20 protein-coding genes and 3 tRNA genes are annotated in these 21349 nt (G+C 68.2%); 11 read left to right on the plus strand and 12 right to left on the minus strand.

Translation table 11 applies throughout. The annotated features are described in order from the left end of the window. The first annotated feature begins 25 nt into the window (after window positions 1-25). The gene (locus ABXS86_RS10205) at window positions 26-1474 is read left to right on the plus strand and encodes a glycoside hydrolase family 43 protein (RefSeq protein WP_353666245.1); all 1449 of its coding nucleotides are present in this window, start codon (window positions 26-28) and stop codon (window positions 1472-1474) included. 183 nt (window positions 1475-1657) lie between these two features. Here the strand turns inward: ABXS86_RS10205 and ABXS86_RS10210 are convergent. Continuing rightward, window positions 1658-1741, minus strand: a tRNA-Leu gene (locus tag ABXS86_RS10210). Between the two features lie 152 nt (window positions 1742-1893). On the opposite strand from ABXS86_RS10210, the gene ABXS86_RS10215 reads away from it, so the two are divergent. Genes ABXS86_RS10215 through pknB form a run of 7 tightly spaced genes read left to right on the plus strand, consistent with a single transcriptional unit; the run spans window position 1894 to window position 10839 of the window. Beyond that, window positions 1894-2631: a DUF3662 and FHA domain-containing protein gene (locus ABXS86_RS10215; protein ID WP_353664362.1), complete on the plus strand. Its 738-nt coding sequence runs from the start codon at window positions 1894-1896 to the stop codon at window positions 2629-2631. Further along, on the plus strand, window positions 2628-3164 hold the full coding sequence (locus tag ABXS86_RS10220; RefSeq protein ID WP_353664363.1) for an FHA domain-containing protein: 537 nt from the start codon (window positions 2628-2630) through the stop codon (window positions 3162-3164). The genes ABXS86_RS10215 and ABXS86_RS10220 overlap by 4 nt, the downstream gene beginning before the upstream one ends. A gap of 9 nt (window positions 3165-3173) precedes the next feature. Beyond that, window positions 3174-4412, plus strand: coding sequence for a PP2C family protein-serine/threonine phosphatase (locus ABXS86_RS10225; protein ID WP_307207603.1), 1239 nt, complete (start codon window positions 3174-3176; stop codon window positions 4410-4412). Beyond that, window positions 4409-5812 (plus strand): FtsW/RodA/SpoVE family cell cycle protein, encoded by a 1404-nt coding sequence (locus ABXS86_RS10230; RefSeq protein ID WP_353664364.1) that lies wholly within the window; start codon window positions 4409-4411, stop codon window positions 5810-5812. Before ABXS86_RS10225 ends, ABXS86_RS10230 begins: the two co-directional genes overlap by 4 nt. 49 nt (window positions 5813-5861) lie before the next feature. Then, window positions 5862-7316: a peptidoglycan D,D-transpeptidase FtsI family protein gene (locus ABXS86_RS10235; protein ID WP_353664365.1), complete on the plus strand. Its 1455-nt coding sequence runs from the start codon at window positions 5862-5864 to the stop codon at window positions 7314-7316. Continuing rightward, window positions 7313-9103 carry a serine/threonine-protein kinase gene (locus tag ABXS86_RS10240; protein ID WP_353664366.1) on the plus strand — a complete coding sequence of 597 codons (1791 nt, stop codon included), beginning with the start codon at window positions 7313-7315 and terminating at the stop codon, window positions 9101-9103. The genes ABXS86_RS10235 and ABXS86_RS10240 overlap by 4 nt, the downstream gene beginning before the upstream one ends. Window positions 9104-9138: 35 nt before the next feature. Then, window positions 9139-10839 (plus strand): Stk1 family PASTA domain-containing Ser/Thr kinase, encoded by a 1701-nt coding sequence (gene pknB / locus ABXS86_RS10245; protein ID WP_353664367.1) that lies wholly within the window; start codon window positions 9139-9141, stop codon window positions 10837-10839. Here the strand turns inward: pknB and ABXS86_RS10250 are convergent. Genes ABXS86_RS10250 through ABXS86_RS10260 form a run of 3 tightly spaced genes read right to left on the minus strand, consistent with a single transcriptional unit; the run spans window position 10811 to window position 12410 of the window. After that, complete coding sequence (locus ABXS86_RS10250; protein WP_353664368.1) at window positions 10811-11464, minus strand: anthranilate synthase component II; 654 nt, start codon at window positions 11462-11464, stop codon at window positions 10811-10813. The genes pknB and ABXS86_RS10250 overlap by 29 nt on opposite strands. Continuing rightward, on the minus strand, window positions 11461-11616 hold the full coding sequence (locus tag ABXS86_RS10255; RefSeq protein ID WP_307207593.1) for a hypothetical protein: 156 nt from the start codon (window positions 11614-11616) through the stop codon (window positions 11461-11463). Before ABXS86_RS10255 ends, ABXS86_RS10250 begins: the two co-directional genes overlap by 4 nt. Then, the gene (locus ABXS86_RS10260) at window positions 11616-12410 is read right to left on the minus strand and encodes a class E sortase (protein ID WP_307207590.1); all 795 of its coding nucleotides are present in this window, start codon (window positions 12408-12410) and stop codon (window positions 11616-11618) included. Before ABXS86_RS10260 ends, ABXS86_RS10255 begins: the two co-directional genes overlap by 1 nt. A gap of 54 nt (window positions 12411-12464) precedes the next feature. On the opposite strand from ABXS86_RS10260, the gene ABXS86_RS10265 reads away from it, so the two are divergent. Further along, on the plus strand, window positions 12465-12704 hold the full coding sequence (locus tag ABXS86_RS10265; protein ID WP_144830902.1) for a cell division protein CrgA: 240 nt from the start codon (window positions 12465-12467) through the stop codon (window positions 12702-12704). A gap of 51 nt (window positions 12705-12755) precedes the next feature. Here ABXS86_RS10265 and ABXS86_RS10270 read toward each other — a convergent pair whose 3' ends face one another. Continuing rightward, window positions 12756-13682, minus strand: a complete 927-nt coding sequence (locus tag ABXS86_RS10270; protein ID WP_353664369.1) for a rhomboid family intramembrane serine protease — start codon at window positions 13680-13682, stop codon at window positions 12756-12758. Between the two features lie 17 nt (window positions 13683-13699). Further along, window positions 13700-14257, minus strand: a complete 558-nt coding sequence (locus ABXS86_RS10275; RefSeq protein ID WP_353664370.1) for a peptidylprolyl isomerase — start codon at window positions 14255-14257, stop codon at window positions 13700-13702. A gap of 100 nt (window positions 14258-14357) precedes the next feature. Here ABXS86_RS10275 and ABXS86_RS10280 point away from each other — a divergent pair, with 100 nt between their 5' ends. Continuing rightward, window positions 14358-14930, plus strand: a complete 573-nt coding sequence (locus ABXS86_RS10280; protein ID WP_144830908.1) for a DNA helicase — start codon at window positions 14358-14360, stop codon at window positions 14928-14930. Next, the gene (locus tag ABXS86_RS10285; RefSeq protein WP_307207583.1) at window positions 14927-15400 is read left to right on the plus strand and encodes an aminoacyl-tRNA deacylase; all 474 of its coding nucleotides are present in this window, start codon (window positions 14927-14929) and stop codon (window positions 15398-15400) included. Before ABXS86_RS10280 ends, ABXS86_RS10285 begins: the two co-directional genes overlap by 4 nt. Window positions 15401-15403: 3 nt before the next feature. On the opposite strand, the gene ABXS86_RS10290 is transcribed toward ABXS86_RS10285, so the two are convergent. The 6 genes from ABXS86_RS10290 to gyrB form a co-directional block, all read right to left on the minus strand. Next, window positions 15404-15835: an NUDIX hydrolase gene (locus tag ABXS86_RS10290; protein ID WP_251505148.1), complete on the minus strand. Its 432-nt coding sequence runs from the start codon at window positions 15833-15835 to the stop codon at window positions 15404-15406. Between the two features lie 86 nt (window positions 15836-15921). Continuing rightward, window positions 15922-15994, minus strand: a tRNA-Ala gene (locus tag ABXS86_RS10295). 13 nt (window positions 15995-16007) lie between these two features. Next, a tRNA-Ile gene (locus ABXS86_RS10300) sits at window positions 16008-16081 on the minus strand. Between the two features lie 65 nt (window positions 16082-16146). After that, entirely contained in the window at window positions 16147-16548 is a 402-nt protein-coding gene (locus tag ABXS86_RS10305) for a DUF3566 domain-containing protein (protein ID WP_144830917.1), read from the minus strand. After that, window positions 16545-19175 carry a DNA gyrase subunit A gene (gyrA, locus tag ABXS86_RS10310; protein WP_353664371.1) on the minus strand — a complete coding sequence of 877 codons (2631 nt, stop codon included), beginning with the start codon at window positions 19173-19175 and terminating at the stop codon, window positions 16545-16547. The genes ABXS86_RS10305 and gyrA overlap by 4 nt, the downstream gene beginning before the upstream one ends. Window positions 19176-19222: 47 nt before the next feature. Next, window positions 19223-21256 (minus strand): DNA topoisomerase (ATP-hydrolyzing) subunit B, encoded by a 2034-nt coding sequence (gyrB, locus tag ABXS86_RS10315; protein WP_353664372.1) that lies wholly within the window; start codon window positions 21254-21256, stop codon window positions 19223-19225. Between the last annotated feature and the right edge of the window lie 93 nt (window positions 21257-21349).

Here is a 21349-nt window from a genome sequence, read left to right on the forward strand (position 1 = left end):
GGAGACCGTCATCAGCGCCACGCCCATCCTCCCCGGCTTCCATCCCGACCCCTCGATCTGCCGCGTCGGCGACGACTTCTACCTCATCACCTCGACCTTTGAGTATCTCCCGGGCGTTCCGGTCCACCACAGCCGTGACCTGACGTCGTGGAGCGTGATCGGGCACGTCTTCGCCGACCGCGACCACCTCTCCTTCCCCTCGTCAGCGGGAAGCGCCGGCATCTTCGCCCCGACGATCCGCCACCACGACGGCCGATTCTGGGTCATCACGACCGACATCAACACCGTCGGCGACGGGCAGCTGCTGACCTCCGCCGCCACCCCCGAGGGGCCCTGGAGTCCGCCCCTTCGCGTGCCCGGTGCCATCGGCATCGACCCCGACCTCTTCTGGGATGCCGACGGCACCTGCTACCTGACCTGGGCCACGGGCCGCGCCGACGCTCCGATCATGCAGGCGTCCGTCGACCTCGAGACCGGCGATCTGCTCTCCGAGCCCGCTCTCCTCTCCACCGGGAGCGGCCTCGCGCACCCCGAGGGACCGCATATCCTGCGGCGTGACGACTGGTACTACCTACTCCTCGCCGAGGGGGGAACGGAGCGAGGGCACACGGTCACCATCGCCCGGTCCCGCACCGCGACCGGACCATTCGTGTTCCACCCCGGCGGTCCGATCCTCAGCCACCGCAGCTCGACCGATCCCGTGCAGAACACCGGCCACGCCGACCTCGTCGAGACGGCGGATGGATGGAACATCGTCTACCTCGGAGTGCGACCCGTCGGACCCGGCCCGGGCTTCCACCTCAACGGCCGCGAGACCTTCCTCGCGAAGGTGTCGTGGGTGGACGACTGGCCCGTCGTCGATGAGAACCTCGACATCGCCCCGGTGTCGACATCGTTCACCGACGACTTCTCCGCCGATCGTCTGGACCTGCGCTGGATCGCCCCCGGACGCCACCCCGGCGACTTCACGAGCGCGTCACCGCGCGGAGTCGTCATCGAACAGCCGTCGGACGAGCGGTATCGCTCGCTGCTGGCGACGAGAGTGCGCGATCAGCAGTGGGAAGCACGGGCAGACGTCGAACCCGGTGACGCACGCCTCGTCCTGCGCATGGACGAGGACCACTGGGTCGCCGTCGAGTGTCGGGACGGCCGGGCGGTCGCTCGCGCCACGGTCGGACCCTTCACGCAGGACCTCGGCGCGATCCCGCTCCCGGCGACGACGCCCGTGACGCTCGCGCTGCGCTCCACCCTGCCCACCCCCGGACCGCACGGCGGTATGCCCGTCGCCGACGACCTGCAGTTCGGCATCGCCACCGACGACGGGTTCGTCGAGATCGCCCGCATGGACGGTCGATACGTGTCGACGGAGGTCGCCGGCGGCTTCACGGGCCGCGTCGTCGGCGTCGAGCCCACGCCCGGCACCGGTCGCCCGGCGGTGCTGCGGTCGTTCTCGTACGCGGGCATCGCGGGCTGAGCGGCGAACCCTCACCGTTCTGTGCGCGAGGGGGGACTTTCCCTGGTGCCCCTCCACCCGCCGCTTCGCCGCGCGCGGAGCCTCTCGGGCGCCACGGGCCCAACCCCGCACGGTTCCAAGCCTTCCCGCTCCCGCACGAAACGACGAAGGCCCCGGGATGAACCCGGGGCCTTCGTCGTTCTGTGCGCGAGGGGGGACTTGAACCCCCACGCCCTTGCGGGCACTGGCACCTGAAGCCAGCGCGTCTACCTATTCCGCCACTCGCGCGAGATGCGGCACGGATGCCGCGAACTCAACTTCCCGAGAATATCACGGCCCCGACTGGGTCACGAATCGCGGGCCCCGATGACCGCTTCCATGACCTGTCCAGCCGTGCTGACTACGATGTGCCTACTGGTCTGCCTGCCTGAAGGAGTCTCGTGGGGCTACTCGACAGTTTCGAGAAGGGTCTCGAACGCGCCGTCAACGGTGCGTTCGCGAAGACCTTCCGCAGCGGCATCCAGCCGGTGGAGATCGCATCCGCTCTGCGCAGCGAGCTCGACAAGAAGGCTGTGGTCGTCACGCGCGATCGCATCCTCGCGCCCAACACGTTCTCGGTGCGCCTGTCGCCCGCCGATGACGAGAAGATGAGCGCCCTCGGTTCCACCCTCGTGCACGAGCTCGACACCCTGGTGAAGAAGCACGCGCGCACCCAGGGGTATTCGTTCGCCGGCCCGGTCGCCATCACGATCGAGCGCGACTCCAGCCTGTCCACCGGAACGCTGCGGGTCGACTCGCAGACCACCGAGGGTCAGGTCGCGTGGCGCGGCGTCGTCGACATCGACGGCAAGCGGCATCCGCTCACCGGAGCCCGCACCGTGATCGGCCGCGGAAGCGACGCCGACATCACGATCCCCGACGCCGGCACCAGCCGCAAGCACGTCGAGATCCTCTGGGACGGCGAGCGCGCGATGGTCCGCGACCTCGGCTCCACCAACGGCACCACTCTCAACGGCCGCAAGGTGTCGGAGGCGGCCATGCCCCCCGATTCCACGATCTCGATCGGCCGTACCAATATCGTGTTCCGTGTGGTCGCTCAGGCGCAGCCGCCGCGACGCGCGTCGGCCTCCGACGCCACGCGCATCTTCGACGTCCGGGAACGAGGACCCCTGTCATGAGTCCGTTGACTCTTCTTCTTCTGCAGGGCGGCTTCCTCGTTCTGCTGTGGTTCTTCGTGTTCGGCGTGGTCTATTCGCTGCGTGCCGACCTGTTCGGGGTCAAGGTCCGCAAGCTCCCCGAGCCCGTGGCATCCGCCCCCGCAGCCCCCGCTCCCACGGCGGCGCCCGACGCGGTCACGACGCAGGTCAAGCGCCCGGCGGCTCCCGCCCCGGCTCCCGCCGGCGGTCTGGCCACCACCTCGGCGGTGTCGCGCATCGTCATCACGAGCGGCCCCAAGGCCGGCCTCGAGCTGCCGCTCGGCTCCGAGCCGCTCACGATCGGTCGCTCGAGCGAGTCGGGCCTGGTCATCCGCGACGACTACACCTCCAGCCACCACGCTCGTCTCGTGCTGTGGGGAGACCAGTGGATGCTGCAAGACCTCGACTCCACGAACGGCACGTCCCACGACGGCGTGCGCGTCGCCTCGCCCGTGCAGGTGAAGGTGGGCGCGCCCATCAAGGTCGGCGCGACGACGTTCGAGTTGAGGAAGTAACCCTCCCCCATGGTCTTCCAGGGCTCGAGCGCCGCCATCTCCCATACGGGAAAGGTGCGCTCCAACAATCAGGATTCCGGTTACGCCGGGTCCAATCTCTTCGTGGTCGCCGACGGCATGGGCGGCCACGCGGGCGGTGACGTCGCGTCGAGCATCGCCATCGGTCGTCTCACCGAGCTCGACCAGCCGTTCCGCACGCCATCCGAAGCCGAGCACGCCATCCGCGACGCCCTCGCCGACACCGCGGCGGAGCTGATCGACACCGTCGCCCGCCGTCCCGAGCTCGCGGGCATGGGAACCACGGTCAGCGCTCTCGTCATGGTCGACGACTACGCGGTGATCGGGCACATCGGCGACTCGCGCATCTACCTCTACCGCGACGACACCCTCACTCAGATCACGGCCGACCACACCTTCGTGCAGCGCCTGGTCGACTCAGGTCGCATCACCCCCGAAGAGGCGCGGTACCACCCGCGGCGCTCGGTGCTCATGCGCGTGCTCGGCGACATGGATCCCGACCCCGAGGTCGACAGCTTCATCATGCCGACGCAGGACGGCGACCGCTGGCTGCTGTGCTCCGACGGCCTCTCAGGCGTCGTCGACGACACGCACACGGCCAAGGCGCTCGCGCTCGGCATGCCGCCAGCGCGCACCGCCGACGCCCTGCTCAAGCAGGCGCTCGACGGCGGCGCCCCCGACAACGTCACGGTCGTGCTGGTCGACGTGGGCGGACAGCACCCCGTGTTCATCGGCACGCCGACCATCGTCGGCTCGGCCTCGAACCCCAACGGTGTGGTCGTGCCCGCCGCGCGTCCGGGCCGCTCGAACTGGCTGCACCATGCGCGCCAGGTCGCCAACGAGCCCACGCACTTCGAGCCCGCCGCCGAGTTCCTCGAGGAGCTCATCGAAGAAGACCGCCGTCGCGCGCGGCGTCGTCGCTTCGGCTGGCTCGCCGCGCTGCTCGTGGTGCTCGCCGCCATCGGCCTGGGCCTGTGGGCGGGATACAACTGGACGCAGACGCGGTACTACGTCGGAGCCGACGACAACTCTGTCGTGATCTACCGTGGCATCCCGCAGTCCATCGGACCCATCCCGCTGTCGTCGGTCTACGAGGACACGAACATCGTGCTCGCCGACCTGACCGATAGCTTCCGTGAAAGTGTCGAGGCCACGATCCCCGCCCGATCGCTCTCCGACGCCGAGCTCATCGTCGATCGTCTGCGCCCCGCAGAGGAGGGAAGCGGATGACCGACCAGAAGCTGACCCGCACCCCGGATGCCGTGTCCACCGACACCGCCGTGATGCGGGCCCTGAAGAAGATCCGCACCCCCGCCAAGCAGCGCAACCGCGAGCTCGGCCTGCTGCTGTTCGCCATCGCCGTGTACGGCGGAGCCGTCACCCTCGTGCAACTCGGCGTGAACGGCACCGTCGAGCCCGGCTTCCTGACTCTCGCAGCCATTCCCGCAGTGCTCGCCCTGATCACGCACGTGGCGCTGCGCCTGCGCGCCCGTGACGCCGACCCCTTCGTGCTGCCCATCGCGACCGTGCTCACGGGCCTCGGCATCGCAATGATCTACCGGATCGACCTCGCCGACGGCGCGTCGGGCTGGGATGCCACCGGCCACCGCCAGATCGCGTGGGCCGCGATCGCGATGGTGCTGGCGCTGGTGGTGCTCATCTTCGTGAGCAACTACCGCGTGCTGTTCCGCTACACGTATCTGTTCGGCCTCGCCGGCATCCTGCTGCTGCTCCTGCCCTTCGTCCCGGGTCTGGGCACCGAGCAGAACGCCGACGTGTGGGTCTCGCTCGGCTTCGTGTCGTTCCAGCCGGGTGAGCTCGCCAAGATCTGCCTCGCGATCTTCTTCGCCGGCTACCTCGTGCGCACGCGCGAGAGCCTCACCTCCACGGGTACGCGCTTCCTGTTCATGACGTGGCCGCGTGCCCGCGAACTCGGTCCGGTGCTCGTCATCTGGCTCGTCTCGCTCGGCATCATCGTGCTGCAGCGCGACCTCGGCACCGGCCTGCTGATCTTCGGCATGTTCGTCGCGATGCTCTACGTCGCCACCGGCAAGACCAGCTGGGTGCTCATCGGTCTGGTGCTCGTGGCGAGCGGCGCGTTCCTCGCCTCCCAGGTGCTGCCCTACGTCAACGGTCGCTTCGCCAACTGGCTCAACGCCTTCGACCCCGACGTCGTCAATCGCGAGGGCGGCAGCTACCAGCTCGTGCAGGGCATCTTCGGCCTCGCGCACGGCGGTCTCTTCGGCACCGGTCTCGGCCAGGGGCGTCCGTCGATCACCCCGCTCGCGCAGAGCGACTACATCATCCCCAGCCTCGGCGAAGAGCTGGGTCTGGTGGGCCTGTTCGCGATCCTCGCGCTCTACATGGTGTTCGCCAGCCGCGGCATCCGGATCGGCCTCGCCGGTCAGGACGACTTCGGCAAGCTCCTCGCGACCGGCTTCTCGTTCACGATCGCGCTGCAGGTGTTCATCATGGTCGGCGGTGTCACGCGGGTCATCCCGCTCACCGGTCTGACCACGCCCTTCCTGGCGGCCGGTGGCTCGTCGCTCATCGCGAACTGGATCATCGTCGCGTTCCTGCTGCGCATCTCCGACGCGGTGCGCTCCCGCCCCCGGGTGGTGATCGGCTGATGACCCGTCCGTCCATCCCCGCCCACGCCCCGATCCCGGAGGAGGCACCGTGACCAAAGAACTCCGACGCCTCAGCATCGTCATGCTGGCGATGTTCCTCGCGCTGTTCGCCTCGACGAGCATCATCCAGGTGGTGCAGGCCAACGCCCTCACCAACACCTCGGGCAACACCCGTGCGCTGTACGACTCCTACGAGGTGCAGCGCGGGTCGATCGTCGCCAGCGGCGCCGCCATCGCCTCCTCCGTTCCGTCGGACGACGTGTACAGCTGGCAGCGCGAGTATCCGGATGCTGCGATGTGGGCCCCTGTGACCGGGTACGTGAACCCGGTGCTCGATGCGCGCACAGGTCTCGAACAGGCCGAGAACAGCGTGCTGAGCGGCCAGGACTCGAACCAGTTCTTCTCGCGCATCGACCGCGCCATCACCGGCAAGGCGCCCCGCGGCTCCAACGTCGAGGTCTCGGTCGACGCCACCGTGCAGAAGGCCGCGTGGGACGCCATGGGCGATCTGCAGGGAGCCGTCGTCGCGATCGAGCCGTCGACCGGGCGCATCCTCGCGATGGTCTCCAAGCCCAGCTTCGACACGAACACCCTGGCGTCGCACGATACGGATGCCGTGAACGCGGCCTACGACCAGCTCGTGGCCGACCCGTCGAAGCCGCTCGACAACCGCGCGATCGCGGGCGACCTCAACCCTCCGGGATCGACCTTCAAGCTCGTCGTGGCGTCGGCCGCCTTGGCATCCGGAAAGTACACGCCCGACTCGGCGTTCCCCAATGTGGCCGCGTACACGCTCCCTGACTCCACGAACGTGGTCAGCAACGCCGGGGGCGGCGCGTGCGGCGAGGGCGACACGGTCACCATCGCCACGGCCCTGCGGCTGAGCTGCAACATTCCGATGGCCGAACTCGCCGTGGAGCTCGGTGCCGACGCGATCCGCGCCGAGGCCGAGAAGTACGGCTTCAACTCGACCTTCTCGATGCCGCTGGAGTCCACGGCCTCGACGTACCCCTCGAACCCCAACGCCCCGCAGACCGCCCTGAGCGGCTTCGGACAGGGCGACGTGCGCGCCACGCCCCTGCAGATGGCGATGGTGTCGGCGGGCATCGCGAACGACGGCGTGGTGATGAACCCGCGCATGATCGATCGGGTGATCAACACCGACCTGTCGGTGAGCGACCAGGGCTCCGACAGCGAGTTCGGTCGGGCCCTCGAGCCCGACATCAACGCGCAGATGGTTTCGATGATGACGGCGAACGTCCAGGACGGCGCGGCATCGAATGCAAGAATAGACGGGGTTCAGGTGGCGGGTAAGACCGGCACTGCGGAGAACGACTCCCGTCCCTACACGCTCTGGTTCACCGGTTTCGCACCGGCGGACGACCCTCAGGTCGCCGTCGCCGTGGTGGTCGAAAACGGTGGTGGCCGGGGGCAGAGCGGGAGCGGCAACGAGATCGCCGCCCCGATAGCGAAGAAGGTCATGGAGGCGGTGCTGGGTAAATGAGACCGACGCAGGGTGTGACCTTCGGAGGACGCTACGAGCTCGAATCGCGCATAGCGATCGGCGGCATGGGCGAGGTCTGGGAGGCGACGGATCACGTCATCGGACGAACCGTCGCCATCAAGATCCTCAAAGACGAGTACATGGGCGACCCGGGCTTCCTCGAGCGCTTCCGAGCCGAGGCCCGCCACGCCGCGCTCGTGAATCACGAGGGCATCGCCAGCGTGTTCGACTACGGCGAAGAAGACGGCAGCGCCTTCCTCGTCATGGAGCTGGTGCCCGGTGAGGCACTGTCGACGATCCTCGAGCGCGAAGGCTCGCTGTCGACCGACAAGACCCTCGACATCGTCGCGCAGACCGCGGCGGCACTGCAGGCCGCGCACGCCGCAGGTCTCGTGCACCGCGACATCAAGCCCGGCAACCTGCTGATCACGCCCGACGGGCGCGTGAAGATCACCGACTTCGGTATCGCCCGCATCGCCGACCAGGTTCCGCTGACCGCGACCGGTCAGGTCATGGGAACGGTGCAGTACCTCTCGCCCGAGCAGGCGTCGGGTCACCCGGCGTCGCCCGCGACCGACACCTACTCGCTGGGCATCGTCGCGTACGAGTCCCTGGCGGGCAAGCGCCCCTTCACGGGCGAGTCGCAGGTGGCGATCGCCATGGCGCAGATCAACGAGCAGCCCGCCCCCCTGCCGCCCACCGTGGCGCAGCCGGTGCAGAACCTCGTCATGGCGATGATCGCCAAGAAGCCCGAAGAGCGTCCCGCCTCGTCGGCTGCGGTCTCGCGTGCGGCCACCGCCCTGCGCCGCGGCGACCTCACGGCAGCTGCGGCCGCCGTGCCCGCCGTCGCCGCCGGTGCGGCCATCGCCGACGAGATGACGCAGCTGCTGACGCCCGGCGGACAGACCTCCGCCACCACGCGGCTCATGCCCGCCGCGGGTGCCGCGACGTCGCTTCTGACCGAGGAGCACGTCGAAGAGACGCCGGTTCCCGAGAAGAAGAAGCGCAGTCGCTGGACGTGGCCTCTGGTCGCCCTCATCGCACTGCTGGCCCTGATCCTCGGAGTGACGCTGTTCGGCCTGCTGTCGAACCAGGACGAGCCGGATGCCGCGCCCACCGAGTCCGCGCCCACGCAGTCCGCGCCGACTCCGAGCGCGCCGACCCCGTCGTCCACGCCGACCGCGACCTCGTCGCTCATCAACGTGAACGCTCTCGACCTGCCGGGAAAGACCTGCGACGAGGCGAGCCAGATCCTCAGCGACAACAAGCTGGGCGCGCAGTGCGAGACGGGAAACCCCGCCTCCACTCCCGATCAGGTGGGCATCGTCGACTCGGTGAACCCGACCGGCAGCGTGCCCGAGGGCACGATCATCGTGCTCCGCGTGTTCGGCGAAGAGACGCCCCTCACCGAGCCTGCCGCTCCGACGCTCCCCGGCACCTCCGTGCCCGCGGGCAGCGACGTGCGCGTGTCGTGGGGTCAGTACACCTGCCCCTCCGGAACCGGCAACGTGGTGTCGTACAACCTGACCGCCACCAACGGCACGTTCGACAACAACGGGCAGTCGTCGTCGTCGTTCCCGCCCGATTCGCGCAACGCGCAGCTCAAGGTGAGCAACGCCGTGGGTGACTCGCTCCGCATCTCGTACACGGTCAGCTGCTCGGGCACCGACCGCACGGCCGGCCCCTCGGGCGAGGCGTCCGCCACCATCACCGGTGGCAACACGCCCAGCCCGAGCACGACCGGCAACGGCGCGGGAGCGAGCGCCACCCCCGGCAAGAAGAACTGACTCACCCTCGATCCCCCCACGCCAGGAGTTCCTTCGTGACCACTGAGACGCGCGTCCTGTCCGGGCGCTATCGCGTCGACGACCTCATCGGTCGCGGCGGGATGGCGAGCGTGTACCGCGGGTACGACCAGACTCTCGGGCGCACGGTGGCGATCAAGATCCTGCGCTCCGACCTCGCCGGAGACGCGGCGTTCCGCACGCGGTTCCGACTCGAGGCGCAGGCGGCGTCGCGCATGGCGCACGCCACCATCGTGCGCGTGTTCGACGCGGGCGAAGACGCCGAGACCGGCGTCGACGGGGTCGAGCGTCCCGTGCCCTACATCGTCATGGAGCTCGTGCACGGTCGCCTGCTGAAGGAGATCATCGCCGAGGGCAAGGTGCCCACTGACGAGGCGCTGCGCTACGTCGACGGCATCCTGGAAGCCCTCGAGTACTCGCACCGCGCCGGCGTCGTCCACCGCGACATCAAGCCGGGCAACGTCATGATCACCGACTCCGGTCGCGTGAAGGTCATGGACTTCGGCATCGCCCGCGCCGTATCGGACTCCTCCTCCACCGTCGCCGAGACGACGGCCATCGTGGGAACCGCCGCCTACTTCTCCCCCGAGCAGGCCAAGGGCGAGTCCGTCGACGCGCGCGCCGACCTGTACTCCACGGGCGTCGTGCTCTACGAGCTGCTCACCGGACGCCCTCCGTTCCGCGGCGAGACCCCCGTGGCCGTCGCCTACCAGCACGTCAGTGAGGCGCCGGTCCCGCCGAGCGAGATCGACGAGTCGATCCCGCGGGCACTCGATGCGATCGTTCTGCGCGCGCTGGCGAAGGATCCCTTCCAGCGCCCGCAGGACGCCGCGAGCTTCCGCGAAGCGCTCGACGAGACTGCCGACGGCAAAGCTCCGAGCAAGCGGCAGATGTCCGCCCTGTCAAACGAGCTGTACGGGCCGAACCCGCGTCAGGCCGCCGAGACCGCGCGCTCGCTCCGCCAGCTCAGCACCGACACGACGATGCGCCGCACGCAGCCCGGACCCCCGGTCGCCTGGATCTGGGCCGGCGTGACGGTGCTCGCCGTTCTGCTCGTCGCGGTGCTGGTGTGGGTAATGCAGATCCAGCCCGCCTCGAACGTGCCCACCAACGCCCTGACCGTTCCCAACGTGGTCGACATGTCGTACGACCGCGCCGTCGAGGCGCTTCAGGGCGAGCAGCTCACCGCCAGCCGCGTGAACCAGCCCGACGAGAAGATCGCCGCGGGCAACGTCATCAGCTCCACCCCCGCGGCCGGCACCAACGTCACGGCCGGCCAGCAGGTGACCCTCTACGTCTCGACGGGCCCCGACACCGCGACGGTGCCGACCCTCGACGGCATCAACGAGACCGAAGCGCGCACGGCGCTCACCAACGCCGGCCTGACCGTCGGATCCATCCGACGGCAGAACGACGCCGCCCTCGCCGCCGGTACCGTCATCTCCGCGACGGCCGAGGCGGGCACGGAGGTCGCGAAGGGAACGACGGTCAACCTCGTGGTCGCCAGCGGCAAGGTCGTCATCAACGACTACGCCGGGTACACCCTCGACGGCGCGAAGCGCGAGCTCGAGTCCGACGACAAGCAGCTCACCGTTCTGACCAACGACGACCCCGGCTGCAAGGCCACCACTCCTGCGACGGTGACGACGCAGTCGCTGGCCCCGGGTGAAGTGCCGGTGCACAGCGAGATCACGCTGACGGTGTGCTCGGGGTCCTGACCCGACGGGGACGAAGCGCGCTCGCGCGCTCCACGGCACCGGTCAGACCGGCGTTCTCGAGCCACCGGCCGAGCAGCCGATGGCCGCCCTCGGTCAGCACGCTCTCGGGGTGGAACTGCACGCCCTCCAGCGGCGCGGAACGGTGACGGAGCCCCATGACGACGCCCCCCTCCGTGCGCGCCGTGACCTCCAACTCCGGGGGGATGCTCGATTCGTCGACGGCGAGGGAGTGATAGCGGGTGGCGACGAACCCGTCGTCGAGACCCGCGAACACGCCGACGCCGCGATGGCGGATGACGCTCGTGATGCCGTGCAGCAGTTCGGGAGCCTGCGCCACCCGTGCACCGAAGGCTGTCGCCAGGGCCTGGTGTCCGAGACAGACCCCGAGCAACGGGATGCCGGCGTCCGAGGCCGCGCGCACCACCTCGACCGACCGTCCCGCGTCGACGGGATGACCGGGCCCGGGAGACACAAGCACGGCGTCGTGACGACGCACGGTGTCGACGACCGCGGGATCATGGGCGTCGACCATCGACGTCTCCGCTCCGATGTCGCGGAGATAGCCGGCGAGGGTGTGGACGAAGCTGTCGCGGTTGTCGACGACGACGACCCGCAGACCGGTCACTCGACCGTGACCTCCGAGGGGTACACCAGGTCGCTCACCCAGGGGAAGACGTAGAAGAACAGGCCGTAGAGCACGGCCGCCAGAAGCACCACGAGGATGAGCACGCGGACCCACCAGGGGCCGGGCAGAACGCGCCAGAGAGCTCCGTACATCACGCGGCTCCAGAGGTCAGGGACGTGGGAGGGCCCGCTTCGGTGCGCGGGGTGTACGACTCGAAGACGCCGTACGCGATGGCGCGCTCGGAGAACCCGTACCGCGGGCTGCAGGTCGTCATCGTGATGATCCGGTCGGTGGCCTCCACCTGCGGCTGCTGCGGCAGCGGGAGCAGCACGTCGACGCCGTTCGGGCGCACGTACTCGATGTTGCGGAAGCGGTAGGTGTACCAGCCCTGTTCCGTCTCGACGACGACCGCGTCGCCGATGTGCAGCGAAGGGAGGTCGGCGAACGGGGCTCCGTGGCTGCCGCGGTGGCCGGCAATGGCGAAGTTGCCGACCTGCCCCGGCATGGCCGTATCGGGATAGTGACCGAGCCCGATCGGGTCGAGGGTGCGCGACGAGCTGACCCCGCCGGCGAGCGGGAACGAGTAGTCGGGCCCGAGCCGCGGGATGCGGACGACGGCGAAGCGCTCGGCATCGCCCGGCTGCGGGAGGGCAGGAGGATCAGCCGTCGGCGGACCGGTGGGTGCCGTGGTTCCCGGCGAGGATGCGGCGGGCGCGGGGGCCGAGGGCTCGAGCGCCCACGACTCGCTGAGCTCCTTGCCCTGGTCTTTGAACTGCGCCCCGATGATCGCGTCGCCGATCCACAACTGCCAGACCACGAACAGCAGGACGACGACACCTGCCGTCACGAGCAGGTCGCCGATCACTCCGACGACCGAGACGCGGCGCCGAGGAGCGCGGCCGCGACGTCGCGTACGACGGGTCTGCGGCTCCTGCACGGTCTGCACGAGGCGAGTCTAGTTCCATGAATTCGCGCGTCCCTGACCGTTAGACTGTCCGGCATGGCTCGAACTGGCAAAGGCGAAGACCCGATCGCTGAGCGCAACGACGGTGGATCGGCACCGAATCCCGTGTGGTTCCTGCCCATCATGATCGGCCTCATGCTCATCGGCCTCGTGTGGGTGCTGGTGTTCTACCTCAGCAACTCGCAGTTCCCCATCCCGGGCATCGGCCCGTGGAACCTGGTCATCGGTTTCGGTATCGCCTTCGTCGGCTTCCTCATGACCACGAAGTGGCGCTGACTTACACCCGTGTAATTCATCCCCACCTGTGGATGGGGCTGTGGATAACTCTCAGACGTACGCCAGGGCCGGAATCACCAGCAGGGCGAGAAGAACGACGCCGAGCGTCACCAGCAGACCGACCTGCACCCCGCGCTGACGCGGTGCGCGCGTGCGCGAGTAGATGAGGCCGACCAGGGCTCCGGCGATGAGGCCACCCAGGTGCGCCTGCCACGAGATGCCCACGGCGGCCAGCGACGCCGCGAAGCTGCCCGAGCCGATCGCGTCGATCCCCGCCACCACGAACGGCCAGGCGAAGTTGATCGCGATGAGGATCGCGATGACGCGGATGTCGGCGCCGATGTGGCGGCCGATCACCAGCAGCGCCCCGAACAGGGCGAAGATCGCACCCGATGCACCGACCGTCCACACGCCGGGCGCGAGCAGCGCCACGGCGACGGATCCGCCGATCGTGCCGATCAGGTAGAGGGCCAGGAACCGGGCGCGTCCGAGCATCGGCTCGAGGCTGCGGCCGATGAACCACAGCGCGAGCATGTTGAGGGCGATGTGGAAGAAGCCGCTGTGCACGAGAGAGACCGTGAGCAGCCGCCACGGCTGGATGACGCCCAGCTCGGGAATGAGGAAGACGCTGTTGAACGCGAGGAACTGCGTGAGGATCGAACCCACCCCGGGGATCAACCCGATGATGTAGGTCAATCCCGTGATCGCGATGATTCCGAGCGTCATGCGGGGGCGATCGGTCGAGAGCGCCATCGCGGGGCGAGACGCCCATCGACGCTGCGCTTTCTTCTGCGCGGGAGTCTGCTGAGCTCGCTGCTGGGCCATGCACTCCGGGCAGATGACGCCGACGGCGGCGGGTGTCCGACATTCCGGGCACACGGTGCGCATGCACCGCTGGCACAGCACGAAGCTCTGCCGGTCAGGATGCCGGTAACAGAAGTTGTCGCTGTTGCGACGGAACTCGTCGGTCGTGGACACCCGCCGTCGTCCGAGCGTCAGACGGCGACGACGTCGACCGAGTGCAGCACGACGTCTGCCTTCGGCCGGTCCTGCGCGCCGGTGGGCACCGCGGCGATCTCGTCGACGACGGCCTTGGAAGCCTCGTCGGCGACTTCGCCGAAGATGGTGTGCTTGCCCTGCAGCCACGGAGTGGGGTCGGTCGTGATGAAGAACTGCGAGCCGTTAGTGCCCTCGGCCTGACCCGTGATGGCGTTGCGACGCAGACCGGCGTTGGCCATGGCCAGCTTGTAGGGCTGCGTGAAGTCGAGCTCGGGGTGGATCTCGTCGTTGAAGTTGTATCCCGGGCCGCCGATGCCCTGACCGAGCGGGTCGCCGCCCTGGATCATGAAGTTGGGGATGATGCGGTGGAAGACGACGTCCTTGTAGAGGGGACTTTCGCCTTTCGCCCCGGTAGCCGGGTTCGTCCACTCCTGCGAACCATCGGAAAGCCCGATGAAGTTGCGGACGGTGCGCGGCGCGTGGTCGCCGAACAGGTTGACGACGATGTCGCCATGGTTGGTGTGCAGGGTCGCTACGGCGGTGTGGTTGGCCATGGGTACATTCTCTCAGAGTTATCTGCAAGGGTCGGCGGTGCCGGCGACCCGTTCTGGCAAGATGAACGAACGTACATCCCATCGACAGGGAGGATGAGCCGTGGGCCTCAGCCGCAAGAGCAAGAAGGAACTGCGCAAGCTCCAGAAGCACGCCGCCAAGGTGTGGGAGTCGCAGCAGGTGCTGCTGGGCGAGAGTGGGAAGGTCGCTCGCGAAGCCGGCCACCAGCTCGGTCGCTTCAGCCGTGAAGACCTCGTCCCCGCCGTGCAGGACGGCTACGGCAAGTACGCCGCTCCGTACGTGGACAAGACCGTCAAGGGCACGAACCGCTTCCTCAGCCACAAGGTCGTTCCCGCGGCCGGTGCTGTGGTCGGCGGAGCGATGTCGGTGTGGGACGCCGCGGGCGACACCCGTGACCGCATCGCCAAGGGCAAGGGCTTCGAGCTCGACACCCACAAGTACGCCAAGCGTGCCGAGAAGTACGGCAAGCAGGCGTCCAAGCGCCTCTCGAAGAAGCTTCCCTCGCAGCACGACGGCATCGGTGCCGGTGGCGTGATCGCCATCATCCTCGGTCTCGTCGCCGCCGCGGGCGTCGCGTACGCCGCGTGGCAGACGCTGCGCGCCGACGACGAGCTGTGGGTTGCCGACGACCCGCTGCGTGCGCCGGACGCGTGAGCGACCCCACCATCAGAGTCAGAGAGGCCGCGCGTGAGCGCGGCCTCTCTGTCGATGTGCGCGAGCGTCCCGCCGCCTCGAGCCTCGACGAGGCCGCCGAACTCCTCGGCATCCCCGCGGCGTCCATCGTCAAGACGCTCGTGGTGAAGCGCTCCGACGACACGTACCTCTTCGCCCTGGTGCCGGGTGATCGGGCCATCTCGTGGCCGAAGCTCCGCGCCGCGGTGGGGGTCAACAAACTCCGCCTCCCCGAACCCGAGCTCGCCCTGGCGGCGACCGGCTACGAGCGCGGCACGATCGTGCCCATCGGCAGCACCACGGCATGGCCCGTGTACGCCGACGAGCGCATCGTCGGCACGCGCATCGCCATGGGTGCCGGCGCACACGGCTACAGCCTGTTCGTCGACGCCGACGACCTGATCTCCGCGTACGGCGCGACCGTCGCCGACATCACGGTCGACCGCGCCTGACGATCAGGTGGGCAGCAGGCCCGCCATGCGCAGGGCCACGTCGACCAGCTGAACGCGACGGAGCTTGCGGGCCTCCGCGAGGGTGAACCACTCCGCGCGATCGGTCGAACCGTCGGTCTCGAACCTCAGGCGACCACCGACGACGTGGGTTCGATAGACGATCCGCAGGGCGTGGAGCGGCCCGTCGGAATCGTGGGCCAACCGTGCCTCGGCCGGGATGACGCGGGAATGGATGCCGAGCAGCTCGTCGATCGCGACGCGGAAACCCGTCTCTTCGCGGACCTCCCGGCGCACGGCGTGAGCGGGATCCTCGCCGGGCTCGAGACCGCCTCCGGGAAGCGTCCATGCGGGCCGTCGGCCGTCGATCCAGTGCGCGAGCAGCACACGGCCGTCGGCGTCGGTCACGACGGCGTACGCGGCGACCCGCATGTCCATGACGTGACTCTAGCGAGCGCCGGGGCACGTGTGTCGCGGTGCAAAGACGAAAGCCGGCCCGAAGGCCGGCTTTCGTTTCGCAGTTGTGGAGCCTAGGAGATTCGAACTCCTGACATCCTGCTTGCAAAGCAGGCGCTCTACCAGCTGAGCTAAGGCCCCGCGAGGGAAGGGGTGGGGCTACCAGGACTTGAACCTGGGACCTCTTCATTATCAGTGAAGCGCTCTAACCGCCTGAGCTATAGCCCCGTCTCGCTGACGTGATGTCAACCTCGAAGACTTTACCGGACTCGCGAGGTTTTGACGAATCGGCGTCAGTTCGAGGTGAAGCCGACGAGCAGGCCGCCGGTCACCTTCACCGCGAGGTTGTAGATGCCCGCCATAACAGCGCCGAGCACCGTCACCACGACCAGGTTGAGGATCGCCACGATCGCGGCGAATGCCATGACCTGGGGCAGACCGATGTACTGCGAGAGCGTCGCCCCGCCGTCGGTGAAGCTGGTGAAGAACTCATCGAGCTTCGACAGCAGCGTCGCCGAGACGACCAGGTAGATGAGGAAGTACGAGACCACCGTGACGATGGCCAGGGCGACCGCCACCAGGAACGACAGCTTCACCGCCGACCAGAAGTCGATGTAGACCAGGCGCAGACGCACCTGCTTCGCAGGGGTCTTGTGAGTCGACTTCTTGGCGAGCTTGTCGGCTACCGTGCTCATGCGTCAGTACTTTCCTCGGGGGTGTCGGAAGGGGAGGCGCTGGCCTCGTCCGCGGGTGAAGCGGCGGGCTCAGTGGTCGTCTCCGTCGTCTCGGCGAGGTTCCGCTCGGCGTTGCGCGCGATCGCGATGATCTTGTCATCGCCCCCGGCGCGAGCGAAGACGACACCCATGGTGTCGCGTCCCTTGGCGGGCACCTCGGCCACGCTGGAGCGTACCACCTTGCCGCTGGCAAGAACCACAAGGACCTCGTCGCCCTCGGACACCATCATTCCGCCCGCGAGGACCCCGCGATCGTCGGTCAGACGGGCCACCTTGATGCCCAGACCACCGCGGTTCTGCATGCGGTATTCGGTGACCGCGGTGCGCTTGGCGTAGCCGCCTTCGGTCACCACGAAGACGAATTCGTCGTCCTTGGCGACGGAGGCCGAGAGCAGGCTGTCGCCCTCGCGGAAGTCCATCCCCTTCACGCCCGAGGTCGACCGACCCATGGGGCGCAGCGCGTTGTCGGTGGCGGAGAACCGCAGCGACATGCCGAGGCGGCTGATGAGGAGGATGTCGTCGCCCTCGTCGACGAGCATCGCGCTGACGAGCTCGTCGGCGCCGCCCTGCTCGACGTCGTCGCCCTCGTCGGAGGTCTGACCGCGCAGCTTGATGGCGATGACACCGCCCTGACGGTTGGTGTCGTACTCCTCGAGGCGGGTCTTCTTGACCAGACCGCCCCGCGTCGCGAGCACGAGGTAGGTCGCGACCTGGTAGTCGCGGATGTCGAGGATCTGCGCGATCTCCTCGTCGGGCTGGAGCGCCAGCAGGTTGGCGACGTGCTGACCCTTGGCGTCGCGCCCGGCCTCGGGCACCTCGTACGCCTTGGAGCGGTACACGCGCCCCTTGTTCGTGAAGAACAGCAGCCAGTGGTGCGTCGTGGTGACGAAGAAGTGCTCGACCACGTCGTCGGCGCGCAGCTGCGCACCCTTCACGCCCTTGCCGCCGCGGTGCTGCGAGCGGTAGTTGTCGCTGCGCGTGCGCTTGATGTAGCCGTCGCGGGTGACGGTGACGACCATCTCCTCTTCGGCGATGAGGTCTTCGATCGAGACGTCGCCGTCGAACCCGTGCAGGATCTCGGTGCGACGGTCGTCGCCGAAGCGGTCGACGATCGCCGTGAGCTCGTCGCGGATGATGGTGCGCTGGCGGGCGGGCGTGGCGAGGATGTCGTTGTAGTCCGCGATGCGGGCCTCGAGCTCGGTCGCCTCGTCGACGATCTTCTGGCGCTCGAGGGCAGCGAGACGACGCAGCTGCATGTCGAGGATCGCCTGGGCCTGGATGTCGTCGATGTCGAGGAGCTTCTGCAGACCCTCGTTGGCATCCTGAGCCGTCGGCGAGCGACGGATGAGCGCGATGACCTCGTCGAGGGCGTCGAGCGCCTTCAGGTAGCCGCGCAGGATGTGCATGCGCTCTTCGGCCTTGCGCAGGCGGTAGCGCGTGCGCCGGACGATGACCTCGACCTGGTGGTCGATCCACAGGCTGATGAAGCCGTCGAGTGAGAGCGTGCGCGGCACGCCGTCGACGATCGCCAGCATGTTGGCGCCGAAGTTCTCCTGCAGCTGCGTGTGCTTGTAGAGGTTGTTCAGCACGACCTTGGCGACCGCATCGCGCTTGAGCACGACGACCAGGCGCTGGCCGGTACGGCCCGAGCTCTCGTCGCGGATGTCGGCGACACCGGTGATCTTCCCCTCGCGGGCGAGGTCGCCGATCTTGACCGCGACGTTGTCGGGGTTGACCTGGTACGGCAGTTCGGTGATCACGAGGCACGTGCGGCCCTGGATCTCCTCGATGTTGACCACCGCGCGCATCGTGATCGAGCCGCGACCGGTGCGGTAGGCGTCCTTGATGCCGCGCGTGCCCAGGATCTGGGCGCGCGTGGGGAAGTCGGGGCCGGGGATGCGCTCCATGAGCGCCTCGAGCAGCTCTTCTCGCGTGGCATCCGGGTTCTCGAGAGCCCACAGGGCACCGCTCGAGACCTCGCGCAGGTTGTGCGGCGGGATGTTCGTCGCCATACCGACGGCGATGCCGACCGAACCATTGACCAGCAGGTTCGGGAAGCGCGCCGGCAGAACCGTGGGCTCCTGCGTCTGGCCGTCGTAGTTGTCCTCGAAGTTGACGGTCTCTTCTTCGATGTCGCGCACCATCTCGAGCGCGAGGGGGGCCATCTTGGTCTCGGTGTATCGCGGGGCGGCGGCGCCCTGGTTTCCGGGAGAGCCGAAGTTGCCCTGGCCGAGCGCCAGGGGGTAGCGCAGCGACCACGGCTGCACCAGACGCACGAGGGCGTCGTAGATCGGGGCGTCACCGTGCGGGTGGTAGTGCCCCATGACCTCGCCCACCACACGGGCGCACTTCGAGAACGACTTGTCGGGGCGGAAGCCGCCGTCGTACATGCCGTAGATCACACGGCGGTGCACGGGCTTGAGACCGTCGCGCACGTCGGGCAGGGCGCGCCCGACGATGACGCTCATCGCGTAGTCGAGGTAGCTCCGCTGCATCTCGAGCTGCAGGTCGACCTGGTCGATCTTGCCGTGGTTGTGAGCGCCTTCTTCGCGCGCTTCGGCGGGCTCGGGAGTGGTGTCGTCAGCCATGTCTTCTCAGTTTCGTGAATACGTCGGAGCGAGATCTGTCGTGCGGATCAGATGTCGAGGAAGCGGACGTCTTTGGCGTTGCGCTGGATGAAGCTGCGTCGCGACTCGACGTCTTCTCCCATGAGCACCGAGAAGATCTCGTCTGCCGAGGCGGCGTCGTCGATGGTCACCTGCTTCAGCGTGCGGGTCTCGGGGTCCATCGTGGTCTCCCACAGCTCGTGGTCGTTCATCTCGCCGAGACCCTTGTAGCGCTGGATGCCGTTGTCTTTGGGGATGCGGCGTCCGGAGGCCTGACCGTCGACGAGCATCGCGTCGCGCTCGCGGTCGCTGTAGGCGTACTCGTGCGGGTGGTTCGACCACTTCAGGCGGTACAGGGGGGGCTGCGCGAGATACACGAAGCCCGCCTCGATGAGGCCGCGCATGTAGCGGAAGAGCAGGGTCAGCAGGAGGGTCGTGATGTGCTGGCCGTCGACGTCGGCATCGGCCATGAGCACGATCTTGTGGTACCGCGCCTTGGCCATGTCGAAGTCTTCGCCGATGCCCGTGCCGAAGGCCTGGATCATCGCCTGGACCTCTTTGTTGCCCAGGGCGCGGTCGAGGCGCGCGCGCTCGACGTTGAGGATCTTGCCGCGCAGCGCCAGGATCGCCTGCGTGTGCGGGTCGCGGCCCTGCACGGCCGAGCCGCCGGCCGAGTCACCCTCGACGAGGAAGATCTCGCTGATCGAGGGGTCTTTCGAGGTGCAGTCCTTGAGCTTGTCGGGCATCGCGGCCGACTCGAAGACGCTCTTGCGACGCGCGGTCTCGCGCGCCTTACGGGCGGCCAGACGAGCGGTCGCGGCGTCGATCGCCTTGCGGATGATGTTCTTCGCCTGCGCGGGGTTGCGGTCGAACCAGTCGCCGAGCTTGTCGCCGACGACCTTCTGCACGTAGGCGCGGGCCTCGGTGTTGCCGAGCTTGGTCTTGGTCTGACCCTCGAACTGCGGCTCCGACAGCTTGACCGAGATGACCGCGGTGAGACCCTCGCGGATGTCGTCGCCGGTGAGGTTGTCGTCCTTCTCCTTGAGCAGGTTGTTCGCGCGCGCGTAGCGGTTGACGAGCGTCGTCAGCGCCGCGCGGAAGCCCTCTTCGTGCGTGCCACCCTCGTGCGTGTTGATGGTGTTCGCGTAGGTGAAGACGTTCTCGGTGTACGCCGTCGTCCACTGCATCGCCAGCTCGAGGGCGATCTTGCGCTCGGTGTCCTCGGACTCGACCTCGATGATCTCGTCGTTGACCACGTCGGCCTTGCGCACGCGGTTGAGGTGCTCGACGTAGTCGACGAGACCGCGCTCGTAGAGGAATGTGTCGTGGCGCGCGCCGGTGACCTCTTCGCCGGGCTCGCCCTCGGTGATGACCGACTGCGGACGCTCGTCGCGCAGGCTGATGCGCAGCCCCTTGTTGAGGAACGCCATCTGCTGGAAGCGCGTCCGCAGCGTGTCGTAGTCGAAGTCGACGGTGTCGAAGATCGTGGCATCCGGCCAGAACGTGATCGTCGTGCCGGTCGCGTCGCTCTCTTCTCCCTGCGCGAGGGGGGCGAGGGGCACACCGCCGTCGCGGAACGACTGACGCCAGACGTGACCCTGACGTTTGACCTCGACCTCGAGGCGCGTCGAGAGCGCGTTGACGACCGACGAGCCGACGCCGTGCAGACCGCCCGAGACCGCGTAGCCGCCGCCGCCGAACTTGCCGCCGGCGTGGAGGACGGTGAGCACGACCTCGACGGTCGACTTGCCCTCGGTGCGGTGCATGTCGACCGGGATGCCGCGGCCGTTGTCGACCACGCGGACGGCGCCGTCGGTGAGGATCGTCACATCGATCGTGTCGCAGTACCCGGCGAGGGCCTCGTCGACCGAGTTGTCGACGATCTCCTGCACGAGATGGTGCAGGCCGCGCTCACCGGTGGAACCGATGTACATGCCGGGACGCTTGCGGACCGCCTCGAGACCTTCGAGCACCTGGATGGCGTCTGCCCCGTACTCGTTGGGAACCTTCTTGCTGATCGCTTCGGGTTCCTCGGAAACGCTGTCGGGGTTTTCGGACGTCATGGGTACGCGCGCTCCAGATCGATTCGTCGGAACCTCCATCCTATCGCGGAAGGGCCCTCGAAATGGCTTGTACGCCCCTACGCGGCGATAAAT

The sequence above is a fragment of the Microbacterium sp. che218 genome, from assembly GCF_040436305.1.
In the GTDB taxonomy this organism is placed as follows: domain Bacteria; phylum Actinomycetota; class Actinomycetes; order Actinomycetales; family Microbacteriaceae; genus Microbacterium; species Microbacterium algihabitans.